This is a genomic window from Desulfuromonas sp. KJ2020, assembly GCF_024197615.1.
In the GTDB taxonomy this organism is placed as follows: Bacteria; Desulfobacterota; Desulfuromonadia; order Desulfuromonadales; family SZUA-540; genus SZUA-540.
In genome coordinates this window covers 249,176-266,648 of sequence record NZ_JAKUKE010000003.1, presented here as the reverse complement: position 1 = coordinate 266,648, position 17,473 = coordinate 249,176, and the positions used below count along the sequence as shown (strand labels likewise).

Sequence of the window (17,473 nt, the reverse complement as noted above, 5' to 3'; positions counted from 1 at the left end):
GCAGAGGGGTCAGGAGGCTTGAACCGGCAGATCAGGACCTGATTTCCCAGGCCCCGCGAATCACGTTACGTATTTTTTTCCCTTCGTACATTGCCCGGTCGGCCAAATCGACGATGCTGTTTCGATCGTCGGCGTCATCAGGAAAAATAGCACTCCCCACCGTGGCGGTCAGGCGGCATTCCAACCCCATATCTTCCAGAAAAACATGCTCTTCTATGACCTTGCGTATTCTTTCCGACACCAGGGCAGCCCCCTTGGCATCCGTCTCGATGAGCAGAGCAGTAAATTCGTCCCCGCCATAACGAAACAATGAATCGACCTCACGAACAGCCCGGTGAAGAAGACTGCCAACCTCTTTCAGCGCCGCACTCCCAGCCAGATGGCCATGGGTGTCGTTGACTTCCTTGAAGTGATCTATGTCGATAAAGACCAGAGCAAATTTGAGTTTGAAACGTTCGGCCCGTCTGATTTCCTGTTCCAGCACAATCTGCAGATAGCGATAATTGAACAGGCCGGTAAGATCATCGATATAGATAAGCTGCTGAACATCCTGGTAACGCAGTGAGTTCTCGAAAGCCAAGGCAGCCTGATCCGACAAAAAAGTGAGGTTTTCCTTGGGCAGCGGACGCGGCAACCCTCCCTCGACGGGATTAAAGACTACGATAGCCCCCTTCAATTCACGGGACAGAAAAAGAGGGAAAAGACAGGCTTCCTGGACATTCACCGGCCAGTCCGGCCGCGAATCCAGATCAGATGCCTGAAGGATGCGGACGGAGGTCAGTCCTGGCAGATGGGGCCGAATGGACATAGCCAAAGATAACGCCCCAAGCGCTTCCACACCCTCCAACCCCGCCAGACGCAGTCGCTCTCCATCACACAGGAGCATGGCAAATCCGCGACCGGCACCAATTTCCTTCAGCAGGGTATTCACCGCCTGAGGCAGCAATTTATCAATATCCAGAAAGGATGCAAGATTCTGCCCTTTCTGGTAAAGGCGTATCTGACTTTTGAGAAGGGTATTTTCGTCCAGAAGGCGGACCTGATCGAGGCACGACCGTACCACATGCCGCAGCTCTTCGGGATTAAAGGGCTTGATGAGATAATCCCGGGCGCCCCCCTTGAGGGCCTTAATAGCGGTTTCCAACGTAGCATGCCCGGTCACCAGGATGACTTCGGGAGGATTCTCCATGTTGCGAACCTGGTAAAGAACTTCCAGGCCGCCGATATCCGGCATAACCATGTCGGTCAGGAGAACATCCACCCCCCCCATGGCAACCCGCTCAAGAGCCGCAGTACCGGAGGCAAAGGATTCGACAATATAGCCTTCCTCACTCAACAACTCGGAATACATCCGGCGGAAGAATAGCTCATCATCAACAACCAGTATGGTGGGTTTTTTCATCCAGGAAGGCCCCCTTTGATTACAGGCTGACGCTAACAAAACCGCGGATTTCTGTCAACGGAAAAGCCTGGATCGCCACGGATACACCTGCCAGTCTTTCCCGTCACTGACAAACCGTAAGGTGCCGTTCCAATCCGTGCGATAAAAAGAAATCCCTTGGGAGGTCAGCGCATTCACCACTGGCTCATGAGGAAAGCCGTAGCGATTTGCCAAGCCAACCGAGGTAAAAACCATTTGCGGCTTCAGGGCTTCCAAAAGAGCTTCGGCAGAAGAATGACGGCTGCCATGATGGGGCAACTTGAGCAACTGGACTGAATCATGAGAAAGATTGTCCAGCAATTCGCCAACACCGGCGGACTCCAGATCTCCGGTCAACAGGAGGCTCGCCTCACCCAAGGAGGCGAGCAACACCACGGAGCGATCATTGATGTTGCCGATCTGGGGTGGCACATAGAGGCTCAACCTGGCAGAACAATCGACACTGTCATGCATCCATCCTGCCGGTAGCGTCTCAAGGGGAACCTGGGCCATCAGCAGGGAATCCCGAAGGCTTTCTGGCAGCTCCTCCCTACGCAAGGCCGTCCGGAAGGTGCCTACCGGGAAACGGGACAGAACAGCCCCCAGACCAAGATAGTGATCCGGGTGGGCATGGGTCAGGATGACGGAGTCGAGCGCCGATATCCCGAGGCGGGCCAAAGCTGGCAGCAGCAAGCGGTCTCCCACATCAAACGTTTCACTGTGGAGGCCTCCCCCATCGATCAGATGATGCTTGCCATCAGGCGTCGACAAGAGCAGAGACTCCCCCTGGCCGACAGAAAAGACCGTCAGAGAAAGGACCGGCGAGGTAGTCTGAGGGAGGAAGAAAAGCAACAGGGCCGCACAGGCCAAAACTATGCGCAATCGATAAAACCTTGACCAGGGAAGAAAAACGAGAATCAGCAGCAAGACGGGACAGAGCAAGGCTTTTGGCGAGAGGAATACATTTACGCTGTCGAGCAGGGGAAAAGAAAGCAGAAAATGCAGGACGACCAGTACGGTGGAAACCACTTCTCCGCAGACGGCAAAAGCCACGTTCGACAGCAGAGGACTGAGGGGACTCAAAAGAGCCCCCATAAGCGCCAGAGGCACGGCGATAAAACCGACAGCCGGAACAGCCACCAGGTTGGCCAGAAGACCGGCAGGGGAAAACATGTGAAAATGCAAGGCGACCAGGGGCGCCGTCGCCAGGGTTGCCGTCATGGTAGTGAGCAGAAGCAGGGTGACCCATTTCAGAGGCAGAGGCCAATGGTATAACTTCAAGGCCGCACTTAAGCGAGGCACCCCCAGCATGATGCCTAAAACACCGGCAAAAGAAAGCTGAAAAGAGGCTTCGTACAAAGACAGCGGGCTGACCAGCAAAAAAAGAAAAGCGACCGTCCCCAACAGATGAAGGGGGTTGGTGCGCCGTGAACTCAGACAGAACAGAGCCACGGCAACAGCCATGAGAAACGCCCGCTGGGTCGGAATAGCGCGGCCCGTCAGGAATAGATAGCCGGCGAGCAGAGGGAGAATCACCACGGGCAGCAGGCGCCTTGGGGGGGCCAGAAGCAGCAGCGTTTCCGAGCGGCAATAAAAGAAACGGCCGATGCCATAGAAAAAGGACGCGATAATCCCCAGGTGCAAACCCGAGATGGCAAAGAGATGCGACACTCCCCCGCGGGACAACAGATCACGCTGCGCGGGGAGCAGTGCGCTTTTCTCTCCAACGGCAAGAGCCTTGACAAAAGGGGACAACTCCTCTGAAACCGCCCCGTCGATGAGCCGAACCACCCTACCCCGCTGCTGTGCCAGAAAATCCGCCATGGAAAATCCTATAGATTGCTGGACCAGCACCACATCCTCAAAACGCTCCAAAGCAGCCGTCACATAAATGCCCTGGCGGGCTAGGTGTCGGGGAAAATCGAATTCACCGGGCGTCCCGAAAGAGCGAGGCCTTTTCAGTCGGGCATAGAAGCGGACGGAATCCCCCATGCGGACGGTCGGCTCGCCCTCTTCAATAAAGACGCGAACCATGCCGCGGCAGTTTACCCCGATCCGACGACGCTCGATTTGAGAAACATCAACATTGAGGGTAGAGCGGCCCAGAGAGCGGTTTTCTATGGCGGTCACCCGGCCTTGCACCGACACGGCCTCGCCGTCGGCAAAGGAGCGGACATCCTGAGAGGTAAGAGGTGGAGAAAGGTGGTGATGATATAGGGAGAAGCCAAAAAAGACGAGAGCGGCCGGCAGCAGAAAGAGCGCCGCGTCAAAACGGCGCAGAACCAGCCATACAGCCACCAGAACGGCGGCAAGAGCGGCAACGGCGGGGGAAGGTCCCCCAAAGGGAGCCAGCAGGATCCCCGCAGCCAAAAAGAACAGGGGACAGAAGGCACTGAAGCGTCCGTCTCTCATGGAGCGCCCGCCGGCATGAAAAGGGTGGAGGGATCCACAGCGTCTAGGATCTTTCGTGGCAGGAGGCGAACAGTATACGCCCCAAGATCAGAAAAAAATCACCCTTGGGCGCGAATCAGCTCTTCGGCCTTGGCCACATCCTCCTTGCAGCCGATAAAGACTGGCGCCCGATCATCTATCTGGCGTGGCTGCAGATCCAGAATCCGCTCCCGTCCGGTAGAGGCGGCCCCTCCTGCCTGCTCGATCAGGTACGACATGGGATTGAGTTCGTACAAAAGGCGAAGCTTACCGTCAGGACTTCCCTGCAGATGAGGGTACATGAACACCCCCTTCCCCTTCATGAGAATCTGGTTGATATCGGGGACGAACCCCCCGCTGTAACGCAGCTTGGCGCCATTTTCCTCCATATAACGCACGAAGCTTTCGGTGCCGGGAGTATACAGATTGCGCTGCCCCCCGGGGGAATAGATGCTGCCTTTGGGCTGCATACGGACATTTTCCCGCACCAGGGTGTACTCCATCAGCTGGTTCATGGCGAATTCATGCACGCCTCGGCCCGTGCTGTAGACGAGAGTCGTGCGGGGACCGTACAGGATATAGAGCGCAGCCACCTGATTTCTGCCCGGCTGCAGCAGTTCGCCTCCCTCATAAATCGAGACAATCGTTCCTACGGCCAGATTCACGTCGACCAGAGAAGACCCGTCCAGAGGGTCGTAGGCCACGGAATAGCGCCCATCGAAGTTCGTGGAGATGGAAATAATATCGCTGGTCTCTTCCGAGACGATATTGGCCACGACCCCGGAATGAAGCAGGCGTTTACGCAGGATGCGGTCGGAAAGGACATCCAGGGCCAGTTGATCTTCGCCATACAGATTGGAGGTTCCCGCCACGCCCAGATCGCCGGTCCGGATGGAGTTGACGATATACTTGGACGCATCGGCGATCTCGCAAATGAGTCTCGTGAGATTCCGGTCCTCTTCCTGCTCGCGCAGATAACGACGAAGATCCATCTGAAACTTGGTCTGGCCAGCCTCGCCCATCCAATTCACCTCCTGTGCCCTGAAATAAAAACATGGTTAAATTCGGTAAATCATATTAGACCAAACCCACCCAACCAGCAAGTCCGCTGTGTGAAAAAGCATTGACGTCTTGACTCAGGGTATAAAACTGATATTTTTTGAGCCATAACATCCTGATCTTACAGAGGGAGGAAACCCATGACCGACGAAAAGACCTCAAACAGCCAAAGCAACAAGACCGAAAAAATCTGGGACGCCACCAAAAAGGGGCTGCATACCGCCGCCTTCAAAGCGACCCAGATGAAGCGTGTGGTTCAAAAGCGCATTGACCTGGCCGCCATTCACAAAAAGATTTCCAGCGCCCACACAGATCTCGGTAAACAGATCGATGACTGCCGGGAAGCCGGAGAAGGTGATATTCTGGCGAACGCCGAGGTCGCAGTGATCTTTGCCCGGCTCGACCAATTAAAACAGGACGCAGCGGCGCTGGAAGAAGAAATCGAAACCATCAAGGCAGAGGAACCGGCCGAACCGGCGCCGGCACAAGACGAACCCCCTCCTCAGGCTTGAAGATCAAGCCGTCTGAACGCAAAAAAGCCCCCGCAATGGCACGGGGGCTTTTTTGCAGGCGATATCAATGATTAGCGAACATGTTTACGGGGGCGGGGAATGCTGTGCAAATGCTCGTTTTTATATTCACGATCCCTTTTTTTGAGGGCCTCTCTCTCCTCCTCCTCCATGTCATCAAGTTCTGTGGAATGTCTCTCCATGACATCCAGTTCAGCGTCCAATCGTTCGAGGTTTTTGTCGAGACCGGGGGCCTTTTTTTGGTTTTCCAACGGGGTGTTTCGCTCGGTCATGATACCTCCTTGCCACTTCTGGGCTCACTGCCCCATCAGGCCCTCTGCCCAACTGAAGCAGTCAGCACCACGAAAACTTTCGCAGCGGTTGCCGCACTATTTTAGTGTAGCGCTCAAGGCCAGGATAGCAACCGGCCCCCCCTGTCGTGAATAGACGAAACCATTTACTCCGGCCTCTTGCCGGCCTTGAGCACCTCGATCATTTCTTGATGGATGCGTCCGTTACTGGCCAGACACTCAACCCCATAAATATCGAACAGATCTCCATCGAAATCGCTGATCCTGCCACCAGCCTCGCTGACAATCAACTGTCCAGCCGCGACATCCCAGGGTTTGAGCTTCATTTCCCAGTAGCCGTCCAGGCGACCGGCACCGACGTACGCCAGGTCGAGACTGGCGCTTCCCGGCCGGCGACAGGCCTGCGCCGCCTGCTGGAAATGGACGAAATGGTCATAATTATTGACAGCGCTTTTTTTGCGGTCGTAGGGAAACCCTGTCGCAAGCAGAGAATCGCCCAGCCTGCCTGTCCGCGAGACGCTGATCTGCACGTCGTTGAGAAAAGCCCCCTTCCCCTTTTCGGCCCAAAAAAGTTCCCGGCTGAAGGGATTATAGACTACCCCCAGGGTCACTTCATTTTCCACCTCCAGAGCAATGGAAACGGCAAACCAGGGAAATCCGTGGGCGTAATTGGTGGTTCCATCCAGCGGATCGACGATCCAGCGGTAGCGGCTGCCGCTGTCGACATACTGCCCCTCTTCGGCCAGAATATCGTGCCGCGGAAAGGTTCCCCGCAGAATAGAGACAATCACGTCTTCTGAAGCCCGATCCACTTCCGTAACGAGATCCACGTCCCCCTTGTGCTCCACGGTCAAAGCGGTGCCAAATCGCTGCATAAGCACTTTGCCTGCGGACAGGGCAGCCTCGATGGCTATGTCTTTCATAAGGTCATCTCCTTCAGTGCGGCATCCCTTCCCCGGATGAACAAAGGGAGTAGATGCGGGCACAGCAAATTTATCCGTCGGCAGACAGATTTCCTTTTTCACAATACAGACGTGTTGCCCCCACAACGGCAAGGGGAATGCAGAGCAACTGCATAAGGGGGATAGCCAGCAGGCACAGTACACCCACGGCGAAGCCGAGGTGCAGGAAAGTCTGTCCGAAAATATAGCGGCGCTGCTGGGCAAAAGATAAACGTTTTCGGCTTAAGACATAGCCGAGATATTCAACCGCAAGAAAAAAGAGGGTAAAGAGGGCGGCGGCAATGGAATAAAGCAACTGTCCCATCAAAGGAACCAGGTTAAGCAGTAGCAGGACCAGCATGCCGACGACAAAAAAACTCATTTTCTTCCCTTCCACGACAATAGCGCGCCAGGCATCGCCGCCAAAGGTCTTCCAGGAAAAAGCTTCGCTTGAGCCGATGCCGGTCAGGATCTCTTCCGTGCGTTCGGACAGCAGATCATTAAAGGGAGAGGCGATCAGATTCCCCACCACGGTAAAGCAGAAAAAAACCAGCAGCGCCGTCACAATGGACGCCAGCAGCCAGGCGAAAAATGTCAAAAAAGCCCAATACCAGGCCTCCCCGCGAGGAACATACCGGGCGACGATGTCCCCGAAGAAATCCAGGCCTAAAAACACGGCGCCGGAAAATACCACCAGGTTGATGAGAAAAGGGATCACCACATATTTGAGCAGTCGCGGGTTTTTCCGTATAAAACCGAGACTTTTAAAAGGATAAAAAAAACCGATCGCAAAACGGGACATGGGATTATCTTTTAAAACATCGATCATTACTTCCTCCTTCACAGCCCAGTCAGGGGCAGAACCTCATTCTGGATGTACAAGCTTTTTTTAAATTCCACAAATAAAATAGTGTTTTACTTTTTTGCATTCCTGGGGATAATAGGGCCATGAAACCATTTTCGTCCCCCTTGTCTCCCATGAAACGATGCCTGGTGGCGGTCCTGCTGCTGGCCGTTTTATCAGATCACAGTAGCGCGGCAGAAGAAACGCCCGACATTCTCCTCGGCATGACCACCGCCCTCACCGGACCGACATCGGAGCTCGGAACCGCCATGCGGGACGGCGTTGTGGCCGGCCTCGAACGGATCAACCGGGCTGGCGGCATCAATGGACGCCAGCTCAAACTGTTCGTCCTCGACGACGGCTACGAACCTTACCGCGCGGCCGCCAACATGCGAACCCTGCTTGAAGAGAAGCAGGTTCTCGCCATCATCGGCAATGTCGGGACACCGACGGCCATCGCCTCCGTACCAATTGCCGTAGAACAAAAAACCCTTTTCTTTGCTCCCTTCACCGGAGCCGGGCTGTTGCGTCGTCATCCCCCTGAACGCTATGTCGTAAACTATCGCGCCAGTTACGAGCAGGAAATCGAAGCCATGGTCGAGGCACTCATCGAACAGGGGGGACTCGCGCCGACGGACATTGCTTTTTTCACGCAGCGCGACGGCTACGGGGACGCCGGATACGTCAGTGGCTACCGCGCCCTTAAACGACGAGGCTTGAAAAACGACCGGCAAATCCTGCATGTGCGTTATGAGCGCAACACGCTGGCCGTAGAAAACGCTCTGGCCGATATCCTGTACTACCGGCATCCCCCCAAGGCCGTCATCATGGTCGGCGCCTACGCCCCCTGCGCCAAGTTTATCCAGCTGGCCAAAGAATCGGGCCTCAAGGCCCTGTTCCTCAACGTCTCCTTTGTCGGAAGCAAGCCTTTGCAGCGTAAGCTCGGCCCCTATGCCGACAATGTCATCATCACCCAGGTCGTCCCCCCGCTTACGGGAAGCCGCCCCCCGGTCGCCGACGAATTTATCGCCGACCTGGAAAAAATTCGGTCCAAAACCGATCCCAACGATGTCAGTCTCGAAGGATATATGGCCGCACGGATTCTGGGAAAAGCCCTCCAAAAGGCGCCTTCGTCCCTGACCCGGGAGGCGGTGATCGACAGCCTGGAATCCCTGGGATCCTTCAACCTCGGTCCGGGCATCCCCTTAAAGCTCTCGCGCCAGCGACACCAGGCCAGTGACGGTGTCTGGCCAACCCGCCTGACGGCGCAGGATGTTCTTCCCTTTTCCTGGACGGAAATCGGCCCCCTGCTGAGAGAAGTGACCTCGCCATGATCATCACCCGCTGCTTTCAACGTATCTCCCTCATGATCTGGGTTCTTATTGCCATCGCCCTGCTCGTCCCAGTCATGGGCATCGTCCACCTGACGACCATTCTAGGGGACACGCAGGTACAGCGGGAGCATCTCCTTCAGGTTCAGCAGGGAGAAGTGTACCTCCTCAAAGAACTTCGCAGCAAGACGCATGCGGCCAAAGAAGAACTCAACAGCAAACTCTACCATACCCGAGCCCCCGTTACCGATGACGGGCAGGTAGCCAGCTACCTGCAACTTCTCGCAGATATCCCCCAAAGAACGCCTCACCTGGGCCAGGAAGCAATCTGGGCTCAGATCGAAGGTGCCTCCGCCCCCCTGTCTGAGCTCGCCAGGGAGGCTTCCACCTGGCGAGAGCGCTATATCCGGGTCGAAAATGACCTGATACAGGATATTTCCATGAACAGCCTGCAGGACTTCCAGCAGCGACTGGCGGCCGCTATCGAGTCGGCCGAAGGGCGCTGGCGCCTGAAGGAAGCCCGCCAGATCCGGCGCTGGCGCGAAAGCTCCGGCGCTGAAGCAGAGCGGATAGCCCGCAACATCCTGGAAAAACGGGGAGAGCTATGGTTTCCTCTGCTGAACGAACTTTCCGTCGAGCTCAACTTCCTGTCAACGCTGGTCGCCAGACTGGCCAGCGAAAAAAGCATCGACCACCTGCATGACCTCAAAGACAATCAGATCAAGCCCAGCATGGATCGCCTGGAACACAACATCCTTATCCTGGAAGAGGAAGGGATTTTCCCGGCCGGCGACACCCTCGCCCTTTTTCACGATTACAAAAACGCCATTTTCGGTCGAGGCCACCGCATCGACCACGATTATCAGACCATCGAAGCCACCGGCGGCTTTTTTCGCCTATGTCAGGATCACCTGCAGCTTCAGGCCCAGCGTCTGGCCCTGGATGACGCCATCGCCAGACACTTCGACCAAATCGAGGCCATTTATCCTCAGCTGGCCCACAAAACCAAAGAAAGGGTCGGCCGCCTGACGGAATCGATGGAAGCCGGCATCAGCCAGGCGCTCTGGCGCATGGGACGCAACGGCGCTCTGGCCATGACCGCCTTCCTGATTCTGGGCACGCTCATCCGTCTGCGCATTCGCCAGCAGGTCCGTCGACTGGAAAAAGTGACCAGGCACCACAATCTCATCCTGAACTCGGCAGGGGAAGGGATCATGGGACTTTCGCCGGATGGCAACACGACTTTTATCAACCAGGCCGGCGCCGACCTGCTCGGTTTCGAGCAGAGCGAACTGGTAGGACAAAACTATCTCAAGGTGGTCTGCCCTTCAGACGAAAAGGACACTCCACCGGAGTCCCCCTGCCTCATTCGCCAGGTCTGGGAGACGGGCGCACCGGCCCGGCAGGACAGTGCCTTGTTCTACCATAAAGAGGGCCGCGCCATCCCGGTGGAATACATCTGCACCCCTATTCTGAACGAGGAGCAGAAGGCAGAAGGGGCGGTCATCGCTTTTTCAGATATCCGGGAACGCCAGGAGGCCGAACGCGCCCTGCTGAAAAAAAAGCAACTCCTGGACCATCTGGCCCACCATGACCCTCTGACCGACCTGCCCAATCGTCGCCTCTTTCAGGACAGGCTCCTACACGCTCTCGACCGGGCTCGCCGCACAGGCAAGGAGGTCGCTCTGCTCTTTATGGACCTGGATCGGTTCAAAAAGGTCAATGATACCCTGGGACACGAAATGGGCGACAAGCTGCTGGCGGAAACCTCCGGTCGCCTGCGTCAGATCGTACGTCATTCGGATACCCTGGCCCGCCTGGGCGGCGATGAATTCGTGCTGCTGCTGGAAGATTCAGAAAACCCCAATCATGATGCCGTGGTCGCCCGCAAAATCCTCGAACAGCTGGCCCCTCCCTTCAACATCGGCTCCCATCAGCTGTATGTCACGGCCAGCATCGGCATCAGCCGCTTCCCCGCCGATGCCGTCGACGTCAAAGGGCTGACCAGTTGCGCCGATGCGGCGATGTACCACGCCAAGGCCAGGGGCAAAAACACTTTTCAGTTCTACACTCCCGAGTTGAACAGTCGCGCCGCGGAATTTCTCGAAATGGAAACCCGTCTGCGACAGGCGCTGGCCCAGGATCTCTTCACCCTCCATTATCAACCGCAGTTCGAAATTACCACCGGGGACATCGTGGGGGTCGAAGCACTCATCCGTTGGCACGATCCCGTTCTGGGCCATATCCCCCCTGACCGGTTTATTCCGCTGGCTGAGGAGTGCGGTTTGATTGTACCCCTGGGCAACTGGGTATTGCGCCAGGCCTGCGAACAGAATGTGGCCTGGCAAAGACAAGGGCTGCCCTGCCGGACCGTGGCCGTCAACATTTCAGGCATACAGTTCAGCCAGAGTGATTTTGTCGATATTGTGGACGGAGTCCTCGCTTCCACCGGCCTGGATCCGCAGTGGCTTGAACTGGAGATCACGGAAAGTGCCATCATGGAGGATTTCGGTGCCGCTATGATGACCCTCATCGACCTCAAGGTTCGGGGAGTCCAACTGGCCATCGACGATTTCGGCACCGGCTATTCGTCGCTGAGCTACCTAAAACAGTTTCCGGTGGACAAACTGAAAATCGACCGATCCTTTATCGGCGATGTGCTGCACGACGAAAACGCCTCGGCCATCACGCTGGCCATCATGGCTCTGGGCCGCGCCATGCATATGACCATCGTCGCTGAGGGCATCGAGAAGGAAGATCAGGTGAGGTTTCTGGCCGAGAACCACTGCGCCATCGGTCAGGGCTTCTTTTATGCCCGCCCGATGCCGGCGGCGGCGTGCGCAGAGTTTTTTCGAAAAGCGCAAAGCCGCGCTTGGCCCGCCGCCCTTGTGGCGACAGCACATTAAGCGTCAGACGGCCCCAAAAGGCCGCAAAAAAGGCCAGGGTTTTCGCCCTGGCCCCGTTACACCCTACCCTTTGAGGGACTGAATCTTTTTCAGGCTTTCCTGCAGAATCTCCAGCTTTTCCTCCGCCTCTTTCTGCTTGCCGCGATCCTTCTCCAGCACCTCGGGTGGCGCATTAGCGACAAACTTCTCGTTGGAGAGTTTTTTAGCAAAAAATTCCACATCCTTCTGCACCTTGGCAATCTCTTTACCGAGACGCTTTTCTTCCTCTTCAACGTTGACCAGCCCCGCCAGCGGCAGCAAAATCTCAACCTCGCCAGCCACCTGGGTGGCGGCCTGAACGGGGCGTTCGACCCTGACGCCGTAACTCAACTCGCCGACACGGGCGAGAGCGCGGATGTAGCCCTCACCAGCGGCCATAACAGCCACCGCCTCCTCGCCCTTGCAGTCGAGCACGGCGGCAATCTGCTTGGAGGGCGGGACATCCATCTCACCGCGAATGTTGCGGATAGCCTTGACGACCTCCATGATCCACTCCATCCGCCGGGCGCCTTCCTGGTTGACGGGCAGGCCTTCGCCGGTGGGATAGTCGGCCAGCATGATGGAATCAACGGGACGGCCGCCGGGTAGAGCTTGCCAGATCTCCTCCGTGATGAAAGGCATGAAAGGATGCAGCAGACGCAGGAGCTGCTCGAGCACGGTGAAGACCACCGCCCTGGCGCGAGCTTTGGCCGCCTCGTCATCGCCGTAAAGATCATCCTTGCTGAGCTCGATATACCAGTCGCAGAACTCGTGCCAGGTGAAGGCATAGAGAATGGAGGCGCCTTCGTTAAAGCGGTACTCGGCGAGGGCGCGTCCGGCATTCTGGGCCGCCTCGCTCAGACGGGTCAGGATCCACTGGTCAGCCAACGAAAGATCAAGCCGGGTCAGGTCAATGGTGGCGGGATCGAAGCCGTCGAGATTCATCAGCGCAAAACGGCTGGCATTCCACAGTTTGTTGGCGAAGTTCCGGTAACCGGCGATGCGCTCGGTGGAAAGTTTGACGTCGCGCCCCTGGGCGGCAAAAGCAGCCAGGGTGAAACGGAAGGCGTCGGTGCCGTACTCTTCGATGACGGTCAGCGGATCGATGACATTGCCCTTGCTCTTGCTCATCTTCTGCCCCTGGGCATCGCGCACAAGAGCGTGAATGTAAACGTCCTGGAAGGGAACCTGCCCCATGAACTTGATCCCCATCATCATCATGCGCGCCACCCAGAAAAAGAGGATGTCGAAACCCGTGATCAGGCAGGAGGTGGGGTAGAACTTCTGCAGAGTCTCGGTATTCTCGGGCCAGCCCATGGTGGAGAAAGGCCAAAGGGCTGAAGAGAACCAGGTATCGAGTACGTCTGTCTCCTGACGGATGTTGTCGCTGCCGCAATGAGCGCAGCTGCGGGCGTCTTCCATAGCGACGGTGATCTGGTCGCAGTCGTCGCAGAACCAGGCGGGGATACGGTGTCCCCACCAGATCTGGCGGCTGATGCACCAGTCCTGGATATTGTTCATCCACTCGAAATAGGTCTTCTCCCACTGGGGCGGCACGATGCGGGTCTGGCCCGTCTCGACGGCCTTGATCGCCTCCGCGGCCAGTGGGCCGACCTTGACGTACCACTGCTTGCTCATGTAGGGCTCGATGACCGTGCGGCAGCGGTAACACTCGCCGACGGCATTGGCGTAATCATCGATGCGCTCGAGCAGCCCCTGTTTTTCCAGGTCGGCCACTACGTTGGCGCGAGCCTCGTAGCGTTCCTGCCCGGCGTAAGGACCGCCGTTTTCATTCACTATTCCCGAGGGATCAAAAATATTGATGAATTCAAGATCATGCCGCTTGCCGAGTTCAAAGTCGTTGAAGTCATGAGCCGGGGTGATCTTGACGGCGCCGGAGCCGAATTCCTTGTCGACGTAGTCATCGGCGACGATAGGGATTTCCCGGTTCATCAACGGCAGCAGCACCTTTTTGCCGATCAGATCCTGGTAGCGCTCATCCTCGGGATTAATGGCCACGGCGGTGTCGCCGAGCATGGTCTCGGGGCGGGTGGTGGCCACGACGAGATAGCGGTCGGTGCCGAGCACCGGGTAGCGCAGGTGCCAGAGATGACCTTTTTTGTCTTCGTGCTCCACTTCAAGGTCAGAGAGCGCGGTGTGACAGCGCGGGCACCAGTTGATGAGGCGGTTGTCGCGATAGATCAGCCCTTCATCATAGAGGCGCACGAAGACGGTACGCACCGCCTTGGAGAGGCCCTCGTCCATGGTGAAGCGCTCGCGCTCCCAGTCACAGGAGGCGCCAAGGCGCTTGAGCTGATTAATGATCTGGCCGCCGGACTGCTCACGCCACTGCCAGACCCGCTCGATGAACTCCTCGCGGCCGAGGGCATGGCGGTCGCGTCCTTCGGCGGCAAGCTGCTTCTCCACCACGTTCTGGGTGGCGATACCGGCATGGTCGGTGCCGGGCATCCACAGCACTTCATGGCCGGTCATGCGCTTCCACCGCACCAGGATGTCTTGCAAGGTGTTGTTAAGGGCATGCCCCATGTGCAGAACCCCGGTAACGTTGGGGGGCGGGATGACAATGGAATAATGGGGCTTGGGGGATTTTTCGTTGGCGTGGAAGTAGCCCTTCTTCTCCCAGGCTTTATACCACTTGTCCTCAACCTCTTTCGGCTCGTACCCTTTGGGGAGCGTTGCGTCCATGAACTGGTCCTTCCATCTTCTATGTACTCAGGGTCCCAAGGGGTTCCCTGGCGTTGACAGGGGTTGCAAAAGGAAATGGGGATTCTAGCAATCCCCATTTCGTCCGTCAATATATCGCTGTGTGTGCCTTTTGCAGGAAAATTGGCTATTAAGCAGCCCCCTCCTTGATCTGGCGGATTTCCTCCTTGATCAGGCTTTCCGCCAGATCCGGCACGACCTCCCAGGCAATCTTCTCAAGAATAGTTCCAGCCAGGCGTTCGACCACTTCGGCCGCCACCCGCTCAACGATACGAGCCACTTCCGCTTCAGAAACGGCGGGCGCCGTGGCAGGGATAGGGGCGGAAGCAACGGGCATTTCCGGGGCCGGTTCTTCGAACAAGGCTTCCTCGAACAGACCCTCTTCGGCAACAGGGGCAGCCTCCTCGAAGGCAGCGGGGAGCTCTTCCGTCGAAGAAGGCCTGTCGAAAGGCACTGCCGGCGCCTCCTCAGCAGCAGTCGGCTCTTCCGAGCCCGCGTCGAGTGCGTCTTCAGGCGACTCAGAAAGAAGATCCTCATCGTCCCAGCCCGCCAGATCGGCCTCTTCCAGAATATCCTCGTCGGACAAGGCCAGGATATCTTCGGGTTCCTCCTCATCTTCGGCGGGCTCAGACACAGAAGTGGGCGCCTCGTAAGTTCCCCAGGCATCCTCTTCCGCCTCGGCACTCATCAAATCCACGCCAGCCGCGGAAGGTTCGGAGACGGGAACGGCGGTGGCCGCTTGCTCGTCTGTTTCGCCAAGCCCCTCAGGTTCATCCCCCCACAGATCATCGCTGGCTTCAGCGCTCATCAGATCTTCAGGGGCCGTTACCGGACTCGGAGATGCCTCTTCCTGCCAATCCTCGTTGTCTTCGACTTCGAAGCCGAAATCCTCCAGGGTGGCCTCTTCAACCGGGTGATCCGCCAGGGTATCGGCATTCTCTTCTTCGCCGAGGACTTCGGTTGCGGCTCCCCACATTTCTTCATCGGTCCGGCCGGTCGCGGCCTGCTGGTCCAACTCTTCGTCGTCAAAGGAAACATCGGACCAGAGATCCTCGTCAGCAGCAACCCCATCCTCCACGTCCATCTCCCCAGAGGGCTCGAAGGGAGCGGCAGGGGCCACGGCAGCAGGTTCCAGTTCCTCCCACATATCGGCCTCAACGCCCTCAGCCGGAGCGGACCCTTCCGAAGGTTGCGACGACGGCGGCGACACGTCCTCTACTTCGGGAACCTCGGCCGCGATATCATCGGAGGCGGCCAGGAGCTCTTCGACTTTCCGGATAAGAGCCTGCGATTCAAAAGGCTTGGCAATCCAGCCATCCGCGCCACAGGCACTGGCCTTATTTTCATCGAAAGGCTCGAAGGTGCCGGTCAAAAGCAGAACCGGCACGCCTTTAAGTCCCCTTTCCTGTTTAATTGCCGCGCAAAGCTCATAGCCATTTTTCCCGGGCATGAACACATCGGCGAGAACCAGGTCGGGATGACTGGTGCGGGCTTTCTCCAGGGCGGCATCACCGTTGTCAACCACGGTCAGGTCATAATCTTCGTTGGCAAAGGTAATGCTTATGACTTTCTGGATGGTAATACTGTCGTCGGCCAACAACAGTTTTTTGCTCATGCAAGCCTCCTTGGCACCCAGCGATAAAGGGAACCGGCAAAATTCCGCGGAAAAAGCCGTATGGCATCGAATCAAAACAGGTCCAGCGCCTCTAAATGGCGAACCGGATACGCCCGCCAGGGAATATCCCCAGAAAAAGGGAATTAGTCCGCCGGCGAAAGACGCAAAAACGCCATAAAATTAGCACAGAAAAATCAGGCGAGTCAAGCTTTCTTCATCGGAAATTCAAAGAGTTAAGCCCCTTACAAAATCTTCCATGGCTGGGGCAGAAAAAGCCGGTGATACAGATTGATGGCAAAACGATCGGTCATGCCCGCGATAAAATCAGCAACCGAAACCTCCAGAGAATCCTCGCAGAAGCGATCGCCTCCATGGGCAACCAGCGCCTCCTCGTCCTGCATGAAGTAAAGGAACAGTTCCCGCAGGATGCGTGAGGCCTTGATGAAATCGTCATGGACGGTTTTTACCTGATAAACGTGAACAAACAGCCATTCACGCAAGGCGTCAATGGCTTCGACGACCTTGGGCGAGAGCGAAATTTCCCCCTCATCGGCACCGAGCGAAGCCTGAATCATGTCGCAGACCATGGTATTGATTCTTTGGGAGTGACTACGACCGAGAACATCCACAATGCCGGCCGGAACCTGTTCTGATCGGATAAGGCCGGCACGAAGAGCGTCGTCAAGGTCATGATTGACGTAGGCAACAATATCCGCCAAACGCACAACCTGCCCCTCCAGAGTTTCCGCCCTTACCGCAGGGTCCTTAGCCAGAATAGCCCCCCTCCCCTTGGAGTGCTTGACGATACCGTCACGCACCTCGGCAGTCAGGTTAAGCCCGAGCCCCTCCTTCTCCAGACAATCGACTACCCGCAGACTTTGACGGACATGATGAAAACCACCCGACACCAGCTCGCTCAGCACCCTTTCGCCGGCATGGCCGAAGGGGGTGTGGCCCAGATCATGACCAAGCGCAATGGCTTCGGTCAAATCCTCATTCAAACGAAGCGCCTTTGCGACAGTACGAGCGATCTGCGCCACTTCAAGAGTATGAGTCAGCCGAGTACGATAATGATCACCTTCTGGCGCCAGAAAGACCTGGGTCTTATGTTTAAGTCGTCGGAACGATTTGCAATGAAGAATGCGGTCACGATCATGCTGAAAAGCCGTACGAACAGCGCAGGGGTCTTCTTCCTTTTCACGCTTGCCTCCACGCATGCTCAAGCAGGCCTTGGGCGACAGAGAAAGTTCTTCCTGGTGTTCGAGTTGCTCACGGATAGTCATAAAAGCCCTATAACTTTGGTGTAAACTTGTCCAGAAAAGTCCTGATAAATGGATCGCCATCTTGTCTTCTGGCGATAATAAG

General features: G+C 56.7%; 12 protein-coding genes. 3 read left to right on the top strand and 9 right to left on the bottom strand.

The window, feature by feature from the left end:
* Positions 1-31: 31 nt before the first annotated feature.
* The 3 genes from MJO47_RS09595 to MJO47_RS09585 form a co-directional block, all read right to left on the bottom strand.
* Entirely contained in the window at positions 32-1,402 is a 1,371-nt protein-coding gene (locus tag MJO47_RS09595; protein WP_253960910.1) for a diguanylate cyclase, read from the bottom strand.
* Between the two features lie 54 nt (positions 1,403-1,456).
* Entirely contained in the window at positions 1,457-3,832 is a 2,376-nt protein-coding gene (locus MJO47_RS09590) for a DNA internalization-related competence protein ComEC/Rec2 (RefSeq protein WP_253960909.1), read from the bottom strand.
* A 98-nt stretch (positions 3,833-3,930) separates the two neighbouring features.
* Complete coding sequence (locus MJO47_RS09585; RefSeq protein ID WP_253960908.1) at positions 3,931-4,872, bottom strand: class 1 fructose-bisphosphatase; 942 nt, start codon at positions 4,870-4,872, stop codon at positions 3,931-3,933.
* Between the two features lie 177 nt (positions 4,873-5,049).
* On the opposite strand from MJO47_RS09585, the gene MJO47_RS09580 reads away from it, so the two are divergent.
* A complete protein-coding gene (locus tag MJO47_RS09580) occupies positions 5,050-5,421 on the top strand; it encodes a hypothetical protein (protein WP_253960907.1) in 372 nt (123 codons plus the stop codon).
* A gap of 71 nt (positions 5,422-5,492) precedes the next feature.
* On the opposite strand, the gene MJO47_RS09575 is transcribed toward MJO47_RS09580, so the two are convergent.
* The 3 genes from MJO47_RS09575 to cysZ all read right to left on the bottom strand — a co-directional run bounded on the left by MJO47_RS09575 (position 5,493) and on the right by cysZ (position 7,499).
* Positions 5,493-5,711 carry a hypothetical protein gene (locus tag MJO47_RS09575; RefSeq protein WP_253960906.1) on the bottom strand — a complete coding sequence of 73 codons (219 nt, stop codon included), beginning with the start codon at positions 5,709-5,711 and terminating at the stop codon, positions 5,493-5,495.
* 164 nt (positions 5,712-5,875) lie between these two features.
* Entirely contained in the window at positions 5,876-6,652 is a 777-nt protein-coding gene (locus MJO47_RS09570; RefSeq protein ID WP_253960905.1) for an inositol monophosphatase family protein, read from the bottom strand.
* A gap of 70 nt (positions 6,653-6,722) precedes the next feature.
* The gene (cysZ, locus tag MJO47_RS09565) at positions 6,723-7,499 is read right to left on the bottom strand and encodes a sulfate transporter CysZ (protein ID WP_253960904.1); all 777 of its coding nucleotides are present in this window, start codon (positions 7,497-7,499) and stop codon (positions 6,723-6,725) included.
* 119 nt (positions 7,500-7,618) lie between these two features.
* Here cysZ and MJO47_RS09560 point away from each other — a divergent pair, with 119 nt between their 5' ends.
* A complete protein-coding gene (locus MJO47_RS09560; protein ID WP_253960903.1) occupies positions 7,619-8,848 on the top strand; it encodes an ABC transporter substrate-binding protein in 1,230 nt (409 codons plus the stop codon).
* Positions 8,845-11,751 carry a bifunctional diguanylate cyclase/phosphodiesterase gene (locus MJO47_RS09555; protein ID WP_253960902.1) on the top strand — a complete coding sequence of 969 codons (2,907 nt, stop codon included), beginning with the start codon at positions 8,845-8,847 and terminating at the stop codon, positions 11,749-11,751. The genes MJO47_RS09560 and MJO47_RS09555 overlap by 4 nt, the downstream gene beginning before the upstream one ends.
* A 63-nt stretch (positions 11,752-11,814) precedes the next feature.
* Here MJO47_RS09555 and MJO47_RS09550 read toward each other — a convergent pair whose 3' ends face one another.
* The 3 genes from MJO47_RS09550 to MJO47_RS09540 all read right to left on the bottom strand — a co-directional run bounded on the left by MJO47_RS09550 (position 11,815) and on the right by MJO47_RS09540 (position 17,391).
* A complete protein-coding gene (locus MJO47_RS09550) occupies positions 11,815-14,475 on the bottom strand; it encodes a valine--tRNA ligase (RefSeq protein WP_253960901.1) in 2,661 nt (886 codons plus the stop codon).
* A gap of 148 nt (positions 14,476-14,623) precedes the next feature.
* Positions 14,624-16,108 (bottom strand): response regulator, encoded by a 1,485-nt coding sequence (locus tag MJO47_RS09545; protein WP_253960900.1) that lies wholly within the window; start codon positions 16,106-16,108, stop codon positions 14,624-14,626.
* A 242-nt stretch (positions 16,109-16,350) separates the two neighbouring features.
* Entirely contained in the window at positions 16,351-17,391 is a 1,041-nt protein-coding gene (locus MJO47_RS09540) for a deoxyguanosinetriphosphate triphosphohydrolase (protein ID WP_253960899.1), read from the bottom strand.
* Positions 17,392-17,473 lie beyond the last annotated feature (82 nt).

What these genes read in the sequence shown, in the direction of transcription:
- MJO47_RS09545 (WP_253960900.1), bottom strand. Translation starts at nt 16,108, where the DNA reads ATGAGCAAAAAACTGTTGTTGGCCGACGACAGTATTACCATCCAGAAA.
- MJO47_RS09585 (WP_253960908.1), bottom strand. Translation starts at nt 4,872, where the DNA reads ATGGGCGAGGCTGGCCAGACCAAGTTTCAGATGGATCTTCGTCGTTAT.
- MJO47_RS09555 (WP_253960902.1), top strand. Translation starts at nt 8,845, where the DNA reads ATGATCATCACCCGCTGCTTTCAACGTATCTCCCTCATGATCTGGGTT.
- MJO47_RS09590 (WP_253960909.1), bottom strand. Translation starts at nt 3,832, where the DNA reads ATGAGAGACGGACGCTTCAGTGCCTTCTGTCCCCTGTTCTTTTTGGCT.
- MJO47_RS09550 (WP_253960901.1), bottom strand. Translation starts at nt 14,475, where the DNA reads ATGGACGCAACGCTCCCCAAAGGGTACGAGCCGAAAGAGGTTGAGGAC.
- MJO47_RS09570 (WP_253960905.1), bottom strand. Translation starts at nt 6,652, where the DNA reads ATGAAAGACATAGCCATCGAGGCTGCCCTGTCCGCAGGCAAAGTGCTT.
- MJO47_RS09595 (WP_253960910.1), bottom strand. Translation starts at nt 1,402, where the DNA reads ATGAAAAAACCCACCATACTGGTTGTTGATGATGAGCTATTCTTCCGC.
- cysZ (WP_253960904.1), bottom strand. Translation starts at nt 7,499, where the DNA reads ATGATCGATGTTTTAAAAGATAATCCCATGTCCCGTTTTGCGATCGGT.
- MJO47_RS09580 (WP_253960907.1), top strand. Translation starts at nt 5,050, where the DNA reads ATGACCGACGAAAAGACCTCAAACAGCCAAAGCAACAAGACCGAAAAA.
- MJO47_RS09560 (WP_253960903.1), top strand. Translation starts at nt 7,619, where the DNA reads ATGAAACCATTTTCGTCCCCCTTGTCTCCCATGAAACGATGCCTGGTG.
- MJO47_RS09540 (WP_253960899.1), bottom strand. Translation starts at nt 17,391, where the DNA reads ATGACTATCCGTGAGCAACTCGAACACCAGGAAGAACTTTCTCTGTCG.
- MJO47_RS09575 (WP_253960906.1), bottom strand. Translation starts at nt 5,711, where the DNA reads ATGACCGAGCGAAACACCCCGTTGGAAAACCAAAAAAAGGCCCCCGGT.